The organism is Anaerotruncus sp. (assembly GCF_057433415.1).
Window position 1 is genome coordinate 1 of sequence record NZ_DBMDHH010000059.1, and the last position, 15,279, is coordinate 15,279.

Consider the following 15,279-nt stretch of genomic DNA (forward strand, 5'->3'; position numbering starts at 1 on the left):
ACCTTTTCCTCGTCGTATTTGCCCTCCTCGTTGTCGATGACGATGACGCCCTTCTTTTCAAACAGGAAGGAGACGCTCCCGTTCTGGCCGAGGTTGCCGCCGCATTTGTCGAAGTAGTGGCGCAGATCGCCCGCCGTGCGGTTGCGGTTGTCGGTGAGGGTTTCCACGATGACCGCCACACCCGAAGGACCGTAGCCCTCGTATGTAATCTCTTCGTAGTCCTCCTTGCTGTCCCCCGCCTTTTTGAGCAGGCGCTCGATGTTGTCGTTCGGGACGTTGTTCGCCTTCGCCTTCGCAATCAGCGTCGCCAGCTTGGAGTTGTTCGCCGGGTCGGCTCCGCCCTCGCGCGCCGCAACGGTGATCTCGCGCCCGATCTTCGTAAAGATTTTCGCGCGCGCGCCGTCGGTCTTTTCCTTCTTGCGTTTGATGTTTGCCCATTTGGAATGTCCGGACATATCCTTCAACCTCTCTTTGAAATCATGGTTTGGCGGTGTTACACCCATTCTTTCTTTTTTCCTGAAAAAGAAAGAACCAAAGAAAAATCGCTTACGGCAGGGCCTGCGGGCCCGGGTCAAGGGCTCCGCCCCCGGCGAAAGCCTCCGGCTTTCGCCTCACCCGCGGCTTTTGAAAAAGCCGGCAAAACGTTTGATGATATCCTGTGCGGAGATGGGCACGGCCGTCAAATCATTCCGTTCCCTCGTTCTCCCCCGCAACCCTCCGGCGCAGCCAAGCGCCGGGCGGCACGGGAAACGGGCAGGGGATGCGGTAACGCCGCATCGGGTGGCAGGCCGTCTCCACGGCGCCCTCCCCGACGTCCTCGAGCGCCGTAACGGAAAGGGGGCGCGGGCTCTCACGCGGAAGCAGCAGCTCCGCCTCCTCGCCGCGTGAAAAGCGGTTGCGCAGGCTCACTTCGAGCACGCCGTCCGCCCAGCCCTCCGCCATTGCGAGCACCTCCCAGCCGCACAGGGAACCGCCGAATGCGGCGTTCTGGCCGGGCGCGCCGAAATAGAAGCCGGTCGAATAGGGCCGGTGGCTCACCTTCCCCACCTCTTCGAGGGCCCAGGGCGGAGGCTCCCCCCTCTGCATCCACGCGTCGAGCGCCGCCCGGTAGGCGGCGGTGACCGACGCGGTGTAGTAGGACGATTTTGCGCGCCCCTCGATCTTGAAGGAGGAGACGCCCGCTTCCGCCAGTTCGCCGACGTGTTCGATCATGCACAGGTCGTTCGCGTTGAGGATGTAGCTGCCCCGCCCGTCCTCCCCGATGGGAAAGTACTGGCCGGGGCGTTTCTCCTCCACGAGGCGGTAACGCCAGCGGCAGGGCTGCGCGCAGGCGCCGCGGTTGGCGTCCCGGCCGGTGAGGTAGCTGCTGAGCAGGCAGCGCCCCGACACCGACATGCACATCGCGCCGTGGACGAACGCCTCGAGCTCGAGCCCGGGCGGGGTATTCTCCCGGATGCGGCGGATCTCCGCGAGCGAAAGCTCGCGCGCCAGCACGACGCGGGAGGCGCCGAGCTCATGGAGCGCGGACGCGGTCAGGTGGTTGACGACCCCCGCCTGGGTGGAGACGTGCAGCGGGATTTCCGGAACGATGCGGCGCGCGAGCGCCATCACGCCGAGGTCGGCGGCGATGAGCGCGTCCACGCCCGCCGAACGCGCCGCGCTTAAAAAGTCCGGCAGCGCGTCCGCCTCCTCGCAGGAGGGCAGGGTATTGCACACGAGATAGACGCGGACGCCGTTTTCATGCGCGAAGGAGACCGCGCCGGCAAGCGCGTCCGGCCCGAGGGAGGCCGCGGCGCGCATGTTGAACCGCCCGGAGCCCAGGTAGACCGCGTCCGCGCCGAAGCGCACGGCGGCTTCCAGCTGCTCCCGGCCGCCCGCCGGAGAGAGTAGTTCTGGCTTTTGCAAGGGAACGCTCCTTTTTACTGCTGCGGCTCGCTGTCGCCGCCCTCGCCCGGCATCGTGATGCCGTGGTCGACCCCGATGCCGGCCGCCGCGATATTCGCCGCGTGCTCCTCGATCGTGGCCGCGTAATAGAACTTGCCGTCCTTGTCCGCGAGGAAGTAGTAGTAGTCGGTGTTCTGCGGATAGATCGCGGCCTTGATCGCGTCGACGCCCGGGTTGGAGATCGGCCCGACGGGCAGTCCGTCGCACACATAGGTATTGTATGCGTCGTACATCGGCTGATTGACCGGATCGTCCGGGTTTTCAAGATAGGGCTTGATGTCGTTTTCGACGTAGAAGATCGTCACGTCCGACTGGAGTTTCGGGAACTGCGCGGGATTTTCGAGGCGCTTGTGGAAGATGGAGGAGACCATCTTCATGTCGTCGGTGCGGCCCGCCTCCTTCTGGATGACCGACGCCAGCGTGATCGCCTGGTCGAGCGTCAGGTTCTGCGCCTTCATCTGCTGCTGGAGCTCGTCGGTGTTGACCATCTGGTCAAAGCGGTTGAAGAACTTCTGCACCACGGTGCCCAGATCCTCGTCCACGTAGAAGTCGTAGGTGTCGGGGAAGAAATAGCCCTCGTAGCGGCGGTAGCGGTTCGCGTCGTCGGGGATGTCGGCCAGGAAGGGGTATTTCTCCTCAAACGCCGCGCCGTTCTCCTCGAGGTAGCGGAAGAGGTCCTCCTTCTTGCAGACGCCGTTCTCCTCGAGCTTGTCCGCGATATCCGAAAGGGTCCAGCCCTCGTAGAAGATGAGGGTGACCTGCTCCGGCCCGGTGCCCGAACGGAAGGCGACGAAGATTTCATCGTAGCTCATGTTGGTGTTGAGGGTGTAGTCGCCGGGGAAGAAGGAGTCCGGGGAGACCTTCTTGAGCGTCGCGTAGAGGCGGAAGGTCAGCGGCTGGGTGACGATGCCCTCCTTCTGGAGCATCGAGGCGATCTCGGAGATCGAGAGGTCCTCGTCGGGCAGCTCGAAGCTCACCTCGCCCTCCGGCTTATTGAGGCCGAACATGTCGCTCGCGCTCTGGAGCGCGAACATCGCCAGAAAGACCGAAAGCCCGAGCACGACGACCAGCACGAGCAGCGCCTTGAACCAGCGGCCGCCGCCGCCGCCCGAATGGCGGTCCCCGCCGTCTCCGCCTCCCGACCGCCGGCCTCCGCCCCCGCCGCTCCTCGGCGGGCGCGGCGACGAGGTCGACGGCTCGTAGAATTCCTCATCGTCAATCTGCACCTTGAATTCGCGCCTGCGCGCGGTATTCGGGCGCACGGCGTCCGCGCCGCCCGTCTGCGCGGCGGGCGCGCGGTACTCGGGCGGGGGCTGCATCCGGCGCGCGGGGCGTTCCTGCACGGCCGCCGCGCCGGCCGGCCGGCGTTCCCTGGAAGCGCTGTAGCGCTGGTTATCCTCTTCAAAGTCAAAAGCGGGGCGGCGGGGCGGGGGCGTCTGCGCGGGCGCGGGGTCCTCGACGTCGTCCAGCTTAAAGTTCTTGATCAGGTCTTCAAACTCGTCCCGGTTGCTCATGTGTCCTCCTATCCTCCACCCGGCGGGAAGCCTTCCCGGGCCTGTGGCGGAAAAACCCAATGTACAATATATAATACCTCAATTCGGCATAATAATCAAATCTTTTAACGAGTTTCCCGTACAAATTTTTTCACCGCGCGCCCCGGGCGGACGGCAGAAAATTTCTCTTCCCGGTTGATGTAACCCATTTGCCGCTTCAGACATAGTATGAAACAAATCATCAACAGCGAGGTGTCAACTTATGTGTAACAACAATTGCTGCGGGTGCGGCATGCAGAACTGTGGATGCGGTGGAAACGGCGGTTTCGGTTATGGCTACGGCAGCTGGATCTGGATCATCATCATCATTATCCTCCTCTGTGGTTGGGGCGGGTTCGGCGGCGGCTGCTGCTAATCCAAACAGACTCTACATCGACAGACTGTAACCACCTCCCCGCCCGGCGCGGGGGCAACGAAAATGACGGTTTCGGGCTTGCCCGAAACCGTCATTTCTTTTTTCTGCGTTCCGCCCCCGCCGCCTGCGGGACAAAAAGGCGCGCCTCGGTGACGATCAGGTCGACCGGCACGTCGTACCGGCCCTTCCACAGGCTCCTGCGCAGGTTCTGCGCGTAGACCAGCCCGATCTTCGGGCCGGGATAGACCGACAGGAACCGGTCGTAATACCCCGCGCCGTACCCCAGCCGGTACCCGGCGCGGTCGTAGGCGAGCGCGGGCACGAGGCAGACGCTCCCCGAAAAGTCGGTGAGCCGGCGGCACCGCTCCCGCACCGGCTCGAGCACCCCAAAGGTCTGGCGCGCGAGGTCGTCCATCGAGAAAATTTCGTAGAATTCCATCTCGTGGGTGCCCTCGACGCAGCGGGGCGCGGCCACCTTTTTGCCGTCCGCGAAGGCGCGGGAGATGAGACGCAGCGTGTCCACCTCGATGGGCAGCGAGACATAGGTCAGCAGGGTGGAGCACGCCGCGTATTCCCGCAGCGCGAGCACCCGGGCACAGATCTTTTCATCCGCGCCCGCCTTCCAGCCGGGCTCCAGCGCCCGCCGCCACGCCTTGATCTCCCCGCGCAGCCGCATTTTGAGCGGCCGGATGTCTATTCCCTGCATTGGATCGACCCGCGGATGGCGTCGGACGCCTCTTTCCCGGCGAGCAGCTCGACGAGCTTGAGCCCGAACTCCACGGCCACGCCCATGCCCCGCCCGGTGACGTACCTGCCGTCCACGCAGACGTAGGCGTCCGCCGGAATATTCGCGCCGCGCAGCTCCTTCTGGAAGGTCGGGAAGGAGGTCGCCGTGCGCCCCTCAAGCAGGCCGCGGTGGCCCAGGATCGAGGGCGCCGCGCAGATGGCGGTGATCCACCTGTCGTGTTCGGCGGCGTAGGTGATGCAGTCCTGCACCTCTCCGCTCGCCTCGAGGTTGGGGGTTCCGGGGATGCCGCCCGGCAAAAAGAGCAGCTCCATCGCCTCCTTGTCCACCTCGCCGGCGGTGACGTCGCACACGACGGGCACGCCGTGCGCGCTCGTGACGGTCCTGCCGCCCACCCCCGCCGTGCGCACCTCCAGTTTGGCGCGCCGCAGCACGTCGACGACGGCGAGCGCCTCGACCGTCTCAAATCCATCGGCCAGAAATACATAGATCATCTGTCAGCACCTCGATTGGTTAAAATATGGATACCGCCCGGCGGGCGGCGCGTTCAGTCGAGCACCAGGTTCAGGTAGGGCGCCCCGCCCCCGCCGCCGAACACCCGCTCGCGCGCCTCGGGGTCGTACCAGCAGGTCACGCCCGCCGGCACCCGTTCGAGCGGATAGGGGCAGTCGAGGTCGAGCGGCAGGCGCAGGTGGTACTCGTCGGCGCCGAACTTGTGCTGGAGCACCGAGAGCGCCGTGCCGGCGGCCATCCCGTCGAGCGCGAGCTCCTTGACGTTCACCGCGCCGCCCTCCATGTGGCAGACGGCGATGGCCCGCGCGTCGCCGACCGTGATCGCCAGCGTCTCGCCGCCGCCAAAGGCCGTCTCGGTCATCCGGTAGGCGAGCGCATCGCCGTCCCAGCGCACGAACATCGTGCGCCCGGCGAACGCCCGCTCGCGGATCTGCATAAACTCCAGGGGGTCGGCCTCGCTGATGAAAAAGCTGCCCGCAAAGGGCGCGATCTCCTCCCGCCCGACGACCGCCAGCCCGGAATAGAACTCAGTGTCGAACCCGCGCTTGCCGTAGAAGTTGTAGAGCGCGGCGCTCGAGGGCACGAGCACCGACAGCTTGACCCCCTCGGCGCGCAGCACCCTGTGGGCCGCCTCGAGCATCCGCGTGCTGATCCCCCGCCCGCGGTAGCTCTCCTTGGTCGCCACCGCGTAGACGTACCGCGCGGGCAGGATGCCCGCCCGCGTCACCACCGTCATCGGCAGCAGCGAGAGCATCGAGACGGGGTTCTCCCCGTCCATGAAGACCATCGTGTGCCGCGCGATGTCGTGGCTCGCGAAATAGAGGTCGACATACTCGTTGCTGTCGCCGAAGCATTCGCGCCACAGCTCTTTCAGCCGGGCGCGCATTCCTTCCTCCGCAAACCGGATCATACCGTCACCTCCCGCCCGAGGGTTCCTTCAGCACGGCTTCAAATTTTTCGAGGAGGATGGCGGGCCTGTAGGAGAGCTTCGCCTTGCGCAGCCCCTCGTCCCCCACGTCGTCCTCCCGATTGACATATTTGTAATCCGCGCAGTTGTGCGCGGCGAACTGCTGATTGATCATCGGATAGGCGCCCGCGATCGACGCAAACGCCTTTTCGATGTGCACGATGAAGGTGTCCGAATTGAGCGGCAGGCCCATCGTATAGGCGATCACCCCGCCGTCCAGCCGGAGCAGCCCGCCCCGGAGCCCCAGCGCGGTAAAGTTGTCGAAACAGTTTTTGACCGCGCAGGTCTCCTCCGCCAGGCTCGGGTCCTCGCCGCAGCCGTTCTCCGCGCACCACGCCACATTCATCCGCCAGCATTCGGGCAGATTTTCGGGCGTGACCGCCTCATAGGCCCAGCGGCCCTCGTTCTCCGCCAGAAAGCGGTTGACGAAATTCCGTTTGCCGTGCAGCTTTTTGCCCGACAGGGTGATGAGCTTTTCACTCTCGTAGAGGTAGTCGAAGTTGTCGCGCACCTCCGAAAAGGCAAACCGCCCGGGAAAGAGGGCCTCCAGCGCGGCGGTCCCCTCGCGGGGAACGCCGTTCATGTGGAAGGGGACCCCCAGCTCCGCCGCGTCCGCGACGAGCGCGTCGACGGCCGGCCTGAGGTCGCCGCTGCCCGCCGGGTAGAGGTAGGAGTACGCGCCGCCCTCCCGGTGGGAGCGCACGAGGTAGTAGTCGTTCATCCGCGCGACCTCGATGTGGTAGATCGTGCGGTAGATGAAATTGTTGGTAAAGGTGTATTCGCTGCCCCTCAGGTTCCCCATCCGGAGCAGCGGGTCGATCCATTCCTTGTCCGCAAGGGTGATTCTTCTGAAATCCGGCATAGCTTATAAGGACCTTTCTGTTGGGTTGACCGCCCGCCGGACCTCCTCGGCGATCTCCTCGACCGGGAAGGCGCGGCGCTCGTCCGAGCAGCGCACCACCCGCCAGCCGAAGTGTTCGGCGGCGTAGAGCGCGCAGACGCGGCACCGCCGCATATAGGCGAAATTCGCCTCGTGGATGTCCCGCTTCGACTCGTCCCCGTGGTAGCGGCCCGACAGCAGCGCCCGCGAAACGTCGGGATGCATGTCCAGGTAGACGACCGCGTCGGGGCGCGGGAGGCCGAGCTTCCCGTATTCAAAGTCCTCCATCCACGCGTGGAAGGCGGGCCATTCATCGGGGGGCAGCTTGGACATCTGGTGGATGAGATTGGAGGTCGCGTAGCGGTCGGCGACAATAGTATGCCCCGAAAGGTAGTCCGCCTTCCAGAACCGCTGGTAGCTCGCGTAGCGGTCGACCGCGTAAAAGCTGCTCGCGGCGTAGGGGCCGACGTCGTCGGCCTGTCCGAATTCGCCCGAAAGGTACATCTTGACGAGCGCCGACGACGGCTCGGCGTAGTCGGGGAAGCTCACCGCGCGCACCGGCACGTTCTCCCGGCGCAGCCGGTCGCAGAGGAGCTTTGCCTGCGTCTGCTTGCCCGAGCCGTCCAGCCCGTCGATGACGATCAGCCTGCCGGTCACGCCCGTCCCCCCTGCTTGAGCTTCGCGATGTGCCCGCGCACCTCCTGCGGCTTTCCACAGCTCATCTTGCCCTCGCGGCAGCCGCCGCGGCAGCAGGACGGCCCCGCGCCCGAAAAGAGAGTCGGCGCGACCGCGCTCACGAGCGCGAGCATCTGGTCGGCGACCGCCCGGATCTCCCACTGGGCGCGGTTGCAGCAGCGGTGCGCGAAGAAGTTATAGAGGCTGCGCGCGTTCATCGTGACGATCATCTTGGTGTCGCACGCGTTGGGCAGCACGAAGCGGGCGTCCTCGATCGCCAGCTTCTCCGCCTTTTTGGCGGCTTCCTTCTCCTCCATGCCCTCCGCGACGAGCGCGGCGGCGCGGCGTTTTTTGAGGATCGCGGCGATGCGGTCGTAGCTCTCCTGCGCCGCCTCCATCGCCTCCTCGAACTCGGAGAGCGCCTCGTCGTCCGCCTCGATCTCGGGCGGCAGGACGTAGTCGAACGCCTTCTCCCGCACGTACCGCTGGCTCTGCACGCTGTAGGAGGCCATGCGGTGGCGGGTGATCTGCGCGAGGAAGGCGCGCGAGACCCCTTCGATGCCGAAGGTGAAGCTCGCGTGCTCGATCGGGCTCTCATGGCCGATCTCCGCCAGCATCTGCACGAAATCGGACGCCTTTTCCTCGGTGAGGTTGTCCATCAGATCGCCGAGGGACGCCGAGGAATAGCACAGCTTGGCCGCCGAGGCGACCGTCTTTTCCGGGTTGGGGGTATGGCTTAAAAGGGTGACTTTGGGCTGTACCTTTGGCATTGCGCATCCTCCTGTTTTTAAAAAAACGTCCGCGTCCGGCGGGGCGGAGCCCCGCTTCACAGGGGTTCATCCGCCCGCGCCGGACGATATCCGTCGCCGGGTTTTCGGTTTAAAGCTGATCCGCTTCGGAGAGCTTCGGCGGGAAAAACTGGTTGAGGGGGAATTTGATCTTGCGGAAGACCTCGCAGGGGTCCTCGGTGGAATTGCTCGTGCTCTCCTTATCCGGCACCGCGTAGTCGTAGGCCGGGATCATCATCTGCACGCTGCGCTCGAGCTGGACGATGGTGAACAGCCCGATCGTGATAAGTACCACCTTTTCCGGCTTGCAGACCGCGAAGTCGCCGTCGAACAGGTTGCAGATCGAACCGGGCAGGGTCACGCCGGACTCAAACGCACGGCCGCAGCCGCACTCGACCAGCTTGCTGTCGAGGCACATCGGGTCGACCACATGGACGCTCGCCTTGGGCATGTTGGTGTTGTCGTGGTCGATGCCGCCGCGCGGGTCGGTCGAATTGTAGACCTTGACGTTCCCGTCGGAGCCGTAGAGGATGACCTTCTTGGAGAAGGCCGCGATTCCCACCACATTGGCCGGAGGGGCCACCGGGGAGGTGTAGGCGCTGACCGTCACTTTGAAGAAGAAGGTGAGATCGACCGAGTAGAAGCCCTTGTTGAAGGGCACCGGCTCGACGTCGAGGTAGACGGTGATGATTTCCACGTCTTTGCATTTGATGCTCATCGCGCTGTCGATCACCGGCTGGGCGCGGTCAGTAAAGAATACCTGCAAATCCGTCAGGCAGTCCTTATCGGTGCAGGAATCATAGATCCTGCCGGCATCTATGCATACTGCTTCCTTGAAACAGTTTGCTCCGGTCGCGGTAACAGGAGCTGTTCTTTGCTCTGCCATATGAATCCTCCTAGTTATGTTTTGAGCTGTACTCAATACATTTTATGAGCGATTCGTCTTTTTGTGCATCGGCAGAGAAATTTTCGTTCCGTCCCTATTTTATCATGCCAAAAGACATCCGTCAATTTACCCTTCCCGCGCTTTTGGGCTGTCCGGATTATCTCCCCCTTCGGCGTAAACCGGCGTTTTTCCCCTGTTTGGGAGGGCCGTTTTCTTGATAACAACCATAGGTTGTGATACAATAAAATTGCAGGGAACGATAAAACCGGTCAAGAAGGGGGAATCTGATGAAAATCAATTGGGCCGTGCGGTTCCGGAATCCGCTCTGGTGGGCGCAGGTCGCATGTGCCGTACTGCTGCCCATCCTCGCCTATTTCGGCCTCTCGTGGGAGGACATGACGAGCTGGGCCGCGCTCGGGGCGCTCTTTGTGCGCGCCGTGCAGAACCCCGTCGTCGTAGTGTCGGTGCTCGTGAGCGTCTTTAACGCGGTGGTCGACCCGACCACCGCGGGCGTCGGGGACAGCCGCCTCGCGATGACCTACGCGGCCCCGCGCCGGGACCGCCGGACGGATGGGAGGGAAGCGCGATCGTAAAAATCTGCCTTGACCCGGGGCACGGCGGCGCCGACCCCGGCGCAGTGCTCAAAAGCCGGTACGAAAAGGACGACGTCCTGCGCCTCGCGTGCGCCCTCAAGCCTCTGCTGGAGGCGCAGGGGCTCGGCGTGGTGCTCACCCGCGATTCGGACGCGGCCCTGCCGATCGCCGAACGCTGCCGCATCGCCAACGAGGCGGGCTGCGCCTACTTCTTGAGCCTCCACCGCGACGCGGCGGACCCCTCCGCGCGCGGCGTGGGCCTGTGGGTGCACAGCGGCGCCGACTGGCCGACCGTGCAGAAGGCGCAGGACATCCTGACCGAGCTGCTCGCCGTTACGCCGGTGCGGGACCGGGGGGTGCGCAAGGGGACCCCGCAGAACTACCGGGATTTCGGCGTCAACACGGGCACCGTCATGGCTTCCGCGCTGCTCGAGCTGGGCTTCCTCACCAACGAAGAGGACAACACCCTGTTCGACCGCTATCTCCCGCAGTACGCCGAGGCGGCCGCGCGGGGGCTCTGCCGGGCGGTGGGGATCGCCTACCGCGCCCCCGCGGCCGGGGACGCGCCGCGGGACCCGGCGCGGGAGACGGTCCGGGCCGCGCTCGACGAATTGGCCGCGGCGCTCGAAAACGCGCGCCGCAGACTGGGGGTGTGAGATGGACTGCTCCAAGAATCAGCCGTGCGAATCGCTGCGCGCGCTGGAACAGAAGGTCGACGGGAAGTTCCGGGAATACGACGGGCGGCTCGGGGACGGCGAGGTGAGCTTCGCCGTCATCAAGACCAAGCTCAACCTGATCCTCGGCATCCTCGCCGCGATCGGCGGGTGCCTCGTCCCGGTCCTGCTCAACCTGATCTTTTCATAAGGCGGGGAGCGGTCTCCTCCCTCCCCCGCCCGGCAAAAAACCGGGGCCGCGTTTTACGCGGCCCCGGTTTTTTCTTCATTGAACCATATGTACCCGTTCAGGCGCTCACCAGCGAATCGCCCATCAGCTCCCGGTAGCGCCGCTCCATCTGCCTGGCCTGGTAGCCGAGCAGGGCGGTCTCACCGTCCAGCCGGACAAGCGCGGGAGAGCTGTAGGGCTCGCCGTTTTCCAGCAGAGCGCCCATCTTCCTGCGGTTGTTCCCGATCTTTTTCCACCTGTTCTCGATTTGGACCGCGAGGATCCATTTTTTGATTGCGTTCATCTGTTATCCCGTCCTTGACTTTTTTCGACAGCGTTATCTTTCGTTCGCTGCAATTACATTATACGCTCTGTAATTGGCGGAATCTGTCGAATCGGAGAAGGGCGTTTTTAACAAATCGTGAACATTCGACCAAAAAACCCGTTAAATTTTCTTCAGGCGGGCGAATTTCGCCATAACCTTCTTGGTTCCGACACCGTCGAACGCCACCTCCACAAGGTGGTCGTTGCCCATCGGCGTGACCGAGATCACCATGCCGCCGCCGAACACCTTGTGTGTGACCCCGTCCCCCGGCCGCAAGTCGAAGCCCTCGTCGGGCGCGGGCTGGCGGCCCACCCCCAGCATCCGGTCGCTCTCGGAGTAGCGGGGCTTTTTCGCCGGCATGGCGGCCGCCTGCTGGCGGCGGAGCAGCGTCTCGTCCTCCGACTCGCACAGCTCCGGCGGAATCTCCGCCAAAAACCGCGAGGGGCGGTTGCGCATCGTCTGCCCGAAGAGCATCCGCTGCGCCGCGTCGGAGATGTAGAGCTGCTTTTTGGCGCGGGTGATCGACACGTAGGCGAGCCGCCGCTCCTCCTCCACCTGCGCGGGGTCGTACATCGCCTGCACGCCCGGGAAGATCCCCTCCTCCGCGCCCGCGATGAAGACGTTGTCGAACTCGAGCCCCTTGGCCGAGTGCATCGTCATCAGCACCACCGCGTCGTCGTTCGGGTCGTATTTGTCGATGTCGGTGTAGAGGGAGATCTCCTCCAGAAAGCCGGAGAGGGAGTGCTCGGCGTTCTCCTCCTCATAGCGGTTCATCGTGCTCTTGAGCTCCTCGATATTCTCGATCCGCGTCTGGCCCTCAAAGCCCTCCGCTTGGAGCATCGCAAGGTAGCCCGTCCGGTCGAGCAGCTCGTCGAGCAATTCGCCCAGCGGCAGCGTGTCCGCCGCCTCCATCAGCCCGCGCATCATCGCCGCGAACGCCATGAGGTCGGCGGTCTTGCGCCCGAGGGAGGCGTATTCGTCCGCGTGCTCGAGCACGTCGAACATCGCCGCGCCCGTCCCGGCGGCGATCTCCGCCACCGCGTTGACCGTGCTGTCTCCGATCTTCCGCTTGGGCTCGTTGATGATCCGCCGCAGCCGCAGCGAATCCGACCGGTTGCTCAGCACGCTCAGATAGGAGACGATATCCTTGATCTCCTTGCGCTCGTAAAAGCGCAGCCCGCCGATGATACGGTAGGGGATGCCCGCCTTGACCATGCCGCGCTCAAGCATCTGCGACTGGGCGTTCATGCGGTAGAGCACCACATGGTCGGAATACTTCGCGCCCGCCTGCACGTTGGCCTGGATCGTGTCGCAGATGAACTGCGCCTCCCCGTTTTCGTCGGCGGCGCGGTGCACCCGCACCTTGACCCCCTCCCCGTTCTGGGTCCAGAGGGTCTTGCCCTTGCGCTCGGTGTTGTTCGAGATGACCGCGTTGGCCGCGTCGAGGATCGTTTCGGTGCTGCGGTAGTTCTGTTCCAGCCGGAAGACCTTCGCGCCGGGGAAGTTGTCCTCGAACTGGAGGATGTTTTCGATCGTCGCGCCGCGGAATTTATAGATGCTCTGGTCGTCGTCGCCGACGACGCAGAGGTTCCCGCTTTCGGAGGCGAGCAGCCGCACGAGCTCGAACTGCGCGCGGTTGGTATCCTGGTACTCGTCCACCATGATGTAGCGGAAGCGGTTGCGGTAGTAGTCGAGCGCCTCGGGGAACTCCTTGAAGAGCCGCACCGTCAGCATGATGATGTCGTCGAAGTCGACCGCGTTGGCGTCCTGGAGCTGCTTCTGGTAGATCGCGTACACCTTGGCGACGACCTGCTTGTAGTAGTCGTCCCCCACGCCGGCCTCGTAGCCGCCGGGGGTCAGGAGCTCGTCCTTCGCGCGGCCGATCGCGGAGAGCACCCCCTTGGGGGCGAACCGCTTGTCGTCGATGTTGAGCTCCTTGAGCGCGCCCTTGATCACCCGCAGCGAGTCGTCGGTGTCGTAGATCGCAAAGCTGCGCCCGTAACCGAGCCGCTCGATCTCGCGCCGCAGGATGCGCACGCACGCCGAATGGAAGGTCGAGGCGCCCACGTCGTCCGCCGTCGGCCCGAGCATCGCCGAAAGCCGCTCCCGCAGCTCCCCGGCGGCCTTGTTGGTAAAGGTGATTGCGAGGATGTTCCAGGGCATGACGGTGTGGCTGCGGATGAGCGTAAAGGCGCGGTCGGAGTCCCAGCTCTCCCCGTCGGCGTACTCCTCGAGGAAGGCGACGTCCTCCGCCGTGACCTGCTCGGGCATCCAGTCGCTGTGGTAGGCGTCCCCGAAGAGCACCATGTTCGCGATGCGGTTGATGATGACCGTCGTCTTCCCGCTGCCCGCGCCCGCCAGGATCAGCACCGGGCCGTTCAGCGTGTAGACCGCCTGCTTCTGCATCGGGTTCATCCGGGAAAAGAAGTCGTCGATGATGCGGCGCCGCGCCGCTGTGTACCGGTCTTTCAGCGATAAATCCATTGCGTTTCCCCACACATTCCGTTGTTTGGCCGGGCGCGTCCCGCGCCCGCGGCAACTACAGTATACCACATTTCCCGACCCGTGGGAACGTAAAAAAAGGCGGCCCGCATGGGCCGCCTTTTTATCGATATCGAACATTACTTGAGGATGGAGAGCAGGACGCCCGCGGCCACGGCGGAGCCGATAACGCCGGCGACGTTCGGACCCATCGCATGCATGAGCAGGAAGTTGGTCGGGTTCTCCTTCTGGCCGACCTTCTGCGAGACGCGCGCCGCCATCGGGACGGCCGACACGCCGGCGGAACCGATCAGCGGGTTGATCTTGCCGCCCGAGAGGACGTACATCAGGTCGCCGAGCAGCACGCCGCCCGCGGTACCGAACGCGAACGCGATGAGGCCGAGGACGATGATGCCGAGGGTCTGCGGGGTGAGGAACCGCTCCGCGCTCGCCGTCGCGCCGACGGTGACGCCGAGGAAGATGGTGACGATGTTCATCAGCTCGTTCTGCGCCGTCTTGTTGAGGCGGTCGACCACGCCCGACTCACGGAAGAGGTTTCCGAGCATGAGCATGCCGATCAGCGGGGCGGTGTCGGGAACGAGGAAGGATACCAGGATTGCAACGAGGATCGGGAAGACGATCTTCTCGAGCTTGGAGACGGGGCGCAGCTGCTCCATCCGGACGGCGCGCGCCTTCTTGGTGGTGAGCAGCTTCATAATGGGCGGCTGGATGATCGGGACCAGCGCCATATAGGAGTAGGCCGCGATGGCCACCGAGCCGAGCAGGTGCGGAGCCAGCTGGGTCGTCGTAAAGATCGCCGTCGGGCCGTCCGCGCCGCCGATGATGCCGATCGAGCCGGCCTCGGCGGGAGTAAAGCCGAGCGCCAGCGCGCCGAAGAAGGCGAGGAAGATGCCGAGCTGGGCGGCCGCGCCCATGAGGAAGCTCTTCGGGTTCGCGATCAGCGGACCGAAGTCGGTCATGCAGCCGACGCCGAGGAAGATCAGCGGCGGGTAGATGCCGAGCTTGACGCCGAGGTAGAGGTAGTCGAGCAGGCCGCCGCCGTTGGCGAGCATCTCCCACGCGATATGCCCGGTGTCGTTGATGAAGATTTCAGGGTGGTACATTCCCGCCATCGGCAGGTTGGTCAGCAGCATACCGAACGCGATCGGCAGCAGCAGCAGCGGCTCGAAGCCCTTGCGGATTGCAAGGTACATGAGCACGAAGGAAACCAGAATCATCAGGGCCTGCCCGCCGGTCAGGTTCAGGAAGCCCGACTTGGACACGATCGTCTGGACCGAGTCCGCAAAAATTTCAAACATTGTCTCTGCCCTCCGTCAATCAAAAAGGTTGGGTGTTCTGCATCATGCCGGCCTGCGCCCAGGAGGTGCGCTCCCGTGCGCGGCGGATGCTGCGCAGGACAAAGCCGCCCTCGGCCGCGGGCTGGCCGCTTTCGCCGCCGCCGAACATCGAGGCGACCGCCGCCGAGATCACCGCGATGATATCGTCTCCGATACCCTCCTCGACGATCGGCTGGATCACCATGGTGGAGGCCGGAGCCGGAGCCGCCGGCGCGGCGGGCGCCGGAGCCGGGGCCGCCGCCTGCTGCGGGGCCGCCTTGGGTGCCGCCGGTGCGGCGGGCTTGGGGGCCGCGGCGGGCTGCGCCGGTTTCTTCGGCGAGCCCAGGCCGGTGGA

The 15,279-nt window shown here is 64.5% G+C and carries 17 protein-coding genes and 1 pseudogene; 4 read left to right on the forward strand and 14 right to left on the reverse strand.

Going from position 1 to position 15,279, the window contains the following annotated elements:
* The 3 genes from ACZO3G_RS12630 to mltG form a co-directional block, all read right to left on the reverse strand.
* A partial coding sequence (locus tag ACZO3G_RS12630; protein WP_486847298.1) for a YebC/PmpR family DNA-binding transcriptional regulator occupies positions 1–455 on the reverse strand: 455 nt, incomplete at its 3' end.
* Positions 456–684: 229 nt separating this feature from the next.
* On the reverse strand, positions 685–1,905 hold the full coding sequence (locus tag ACZO3G_RS12635) for a peptidase U32 family protein (protein ID WP_276874712.1): 1,221 nt from the start codon (positions 1,903–1,905) through the stop codon (positions 685–687).
* A 14-nt stretch (positions 1,906–1,919) separates the two neighbouring features.
* A complete protein-coding gene (gene mltG, locus ACZO3G_RS12640) occupies positions 1,920–3,458 on the reverse strand; it encodes an endolytic transglycosylase MltG (RefSeq protein ID WP_277138626.1) in 1,539 nt (512 codons plus the stop codon).
* 241 nt (positions 3,459–3,699) lie between these two features.
* Between mltG and ACZO3G_RS12645 the strand changes: the two genes are divergently transcribed.
* Positions 3,700–3,852 (forward strand): hypothetical protein, encoded by a 153-nt coding sequence (locus tag ACZO3G_RS12645; RefSeq protein WP_276873254.1) that lies wholly within the window; start codon positions 3,700–3,702, stop codon positions 3,850–3,852.
* A 91-nt stretch (positions 3,853–3,943) separates the two neighbouring features.
* On the opposite strand, the gene ACZO3G_RS12650 is transcribed toward ACZO3G_RS12645, so the two are convergent.
* The 7 genes from ACZO3G_RS12650 to ACZO3G_RS12680 form a co-directional block, all read right to left on the reverse strand.
* Positions 3,944–4,558 (reverse strand): 5-formyltetrahydrofolate cyclo-ligase, encoded by a 615-nt coding sequence (locus ACZO3G_RS12650; protein WP_276873256.1) that lies wholly within the window; start codon positions 4,556–4,558, stop codon positions 3,944–3,946.
* Positions 4,546–5,091: a DJ-1 family glyoxalase III gene (locus ACZO3G_RS12655; RefSeq protein ID WP_101549368.1), complete on the reverse strand. Its 546-nt coding sequence runs from the start codon at positions 5,089–5,091 to the stop codon at positions 4,546–4,548. Before ACZO3G_RS12655 ends, ACZO3G_RS12650 begins: the two co-directional genes overlap by 13 nt.
* Positions 5,092–5,144: 53 nt before the next feature.
* Positions 5,145–6,020, reverse strand: coding sequence for a GNAT family N-acetyltransferase (locus ACZO3G_RS12660; protein WP_276873260.1), 876 nt, complete (start codon positions 6,018–6,020; stop codon positions 5,145–5,147).
* A 4-nt stretch (positions 6,021–6,024) separates the two neighbouring features.
* Positions 6,025–6,939, reverse strand: a complete 915-nt coding sequence (locus tag ACZO3G_RS12665) for a DUF2156 domain-containing protein (protein ID WP_276873262.1) — start codon at positions 6,937–6,939, stop codon at positions 6,025–6,027.
* Positions 6,940–6,942: 3 nt separating this feature from the next.
* Complete coding sequence (locus tag ACZO3G_RS12670; protein WP_101549362.1) at positions 6,943–7,614, reverse strand: dTMP kinase; 672 nt, start codon at positions 7,612–7,614, stop codon at positions 6,943–6,945.
* Positions 7,611–8,402, reverse strand: a complete 792-nt coding sequence (thyX, locus tag ACZO3G_RS12675; protein WP_101549360.1) for an FAD-dependent thymidylate synthase — start codon at positions 8,400–8,402, stop codon at positions 7,611–7,613. The genes ACZO3G_RS12670 and thyX overlap by 4 nt, the downstream gene beginning before the upstream one ends.
* 109 nt (positions 8,403–8,511) lie before the next feature.
* On the reverse strand, positions 8,512–9,306 hold the full coding sequence (locus tag ACZO3G_RS12680) for a hypothetical protein (protein ID WP_101549358.1): 795 nt from the start codon (positions 9,304–9,306) through the stop codon (positions 8,512–8,514).
* A gap of 287 nt (positions 9,307–9,593) precedes the next feature.
* On the opposite strand from ACZO3G_RS12680, the gene ACZO3G_RS12685 reads away from it, so the two are divergent.
* The 3 genes from ACZO3G_RS12685 to ACZO3G_RS12695 are packed head-to-tail and all read left to right on the forward strand — an operon-like array spanning position 9,594 to position 10,763.
* Positions 9,594–9,899, forward strand: a complete 306-nt coding sequence (locus ACZO3G_RS12685; protein ID WP_276873267.1) for a phage holin — start codon at positions 9,594–9,596, stop codon at positions 9,897–9,899.
* A gap of 2 nt (positions 9,900–9,901) precedes the next feature.
* Positions 9,902–10,555: an N-acetylmuramoyl-L-alanine amidase family protein gene (locus ACZO3G_RS12690; protein ID WP_276873273.1), complete on the forward strand. Its 654-nt coding sequence runs from the start codon at positions 9,902–9,904 to the stop codon at positions 10,553–10,555.
* Position 10,556: 1 nt separating this feature from the next.
* Positions 10,557–10,763, forward strand: a complete 207-nt coding sequence (locus ACZO3G_RS12695; protein WP_121586939.1) for a hypothetical protein — start codon at positions 10,557–10,559, stop codon at positions 10,761–10,763.
* Positions 10,764–10,860: 97 nt separating this feature from the next.
* On the opposite strand, the gene ACZO3G_RS12700 is transcribed toward ACZO3G_RS12695, so the two are convergent.
* The 4 genes and pseudogenes from ACZO3G_RS12700 to ACZO3G_RS12715 form a co-directional block, all read right to left on the reverse strand.
* Entirely contained in the window at positions 10,861–11,085 is a 225-nt protein-coding gene (locus ACZO3G_RS12700; RefSeq protein WP_101549350.1) for a hypothetical protein, read from the reverse strand.
* Between the two features lie 141 nt (positions 11,086–11,226).
* Positions 11,227–13,590: an ATP-dependent helicase gene (locus ACZO3G_RS12705; protein WP_276873271.1), complete on the reverse strand. Its 2,364-nt coding sequence runs from the start codon at positions 13,588–13,590 to the stop codon at positions 11,227–11,229.
* 137 nt (positions 13,591–13,727) lie between these two features.
* Entirely contained in the window at positions 13,728–14,906 is a 1,179-nt protein-coding gene (locus ACZO3G_RS12710; RefSeq protein ID WP_101549345.1) for a sodium ion-translocating decarboxylase subunit beta, read from the reverse strand.
* A gap of 19 nt (positions 14,907–14,925) precedes the next feature.
* A pseudogene (locus tag ACZO3G_RS12715) lies at positions 14,926–15,279 on the reverse strand (hypothetical protein); the annotation flags it as partial.

Bases quoted from the DNA above. Each gene is read 5' to 3' on its own strand.
- mltG (WP_277138626.1), bottom strand. From the start codon at position 3,458: ATGAGCAACCGGGACGAGTTTGAAGACCTGATCAAGAACTTTAAGCTG.
- ACZO3G_RS12645 (WP_276873254.1), top strand. From the start codon at position 3,700: ATGTGTAACAACAATTGCTGCGGGTGCGGCATGCAGAACTGTGGATGC.
- ACZO3G_RS12650 (WP_276873256.1), bottom strand. From the start codon at position 4,558: ATGCAGGGAATAGACATCCGGCCGCTCAAAATGCGGCTGCGCGGGGAG.
- ACZO3G_RS12655 (WP_101549368.1), bottom strand. From the start codon at position 5,091: ATGATCTATGTATTTCTGGCCGATGGATTTGAGACGGTCGAGGCGCTC.
- ACZO3G_RS12660 (WP_276873260.1), bottom strand. From the start codon at position 6,020: ATGATCCGGTTTGCGGAGGAAGGAATGCGCGCCCGGCTGAAAGAGCTG.
- ACZO3G_RS12665 (WP_276873262.1), bottom strand. From the start codon at position 6,939: ATGCCGGATTTCAGAAGAATCACCCTTGCGGACAAGGAATGGATCGAC.
- thyX (WP_101549360.1), bottom strand. From the start codon at position 8,402: ATGCCAAAGGTACAGCCCAAAGTCACCCTTTTAAGCCATACCCCCAAC.
- ACZO3G_RS12680 (WP_101549358.1), bottom strand. From the start codon at position 9,306: ATGGCAGAGCAAAGAACAGCTCCTGTTACCGCGACCGGAGCAAACTGT.
- ACZO3G_RS12685 (WP_276873267.1), top strand. From the start codon at position 9,594: ATGAAAATCAATTGGGCCGTGCGGTTCCGGAATCCGCTCTGGTGGGCG.
- ACZO3G_RS12695 (WP_121586939.1), top strand. From the start codon at position 10,557: ATGGACTGCTCCAAGAATCAGCCGTGCGAATCGCTGCGCGCGCTGGAA.
- ACZO3G_RS12700 (WP_101549350.1), bottom strand. From the start codon at position 11,085: ATGAACGCAATCAAAAAATGGATCCTCGCGGTCCAAATCGAGAACAGG.
- ACZO3G_RS12705 (WP_276873271.1), bottom strand. From the start codon at position 13,590: ATGGATTTATCGCTGAAAGACCGGTACACAGCGGCGCGGCGCCGCATC.
- ACZO3G_RS12710 (WP_101549345.1), bottom strand. From the start codon at position 14,906: ATGTTTGAAATTTTTGCGGACTCGGTCCAGACGATCGTGTCCAAGTCG.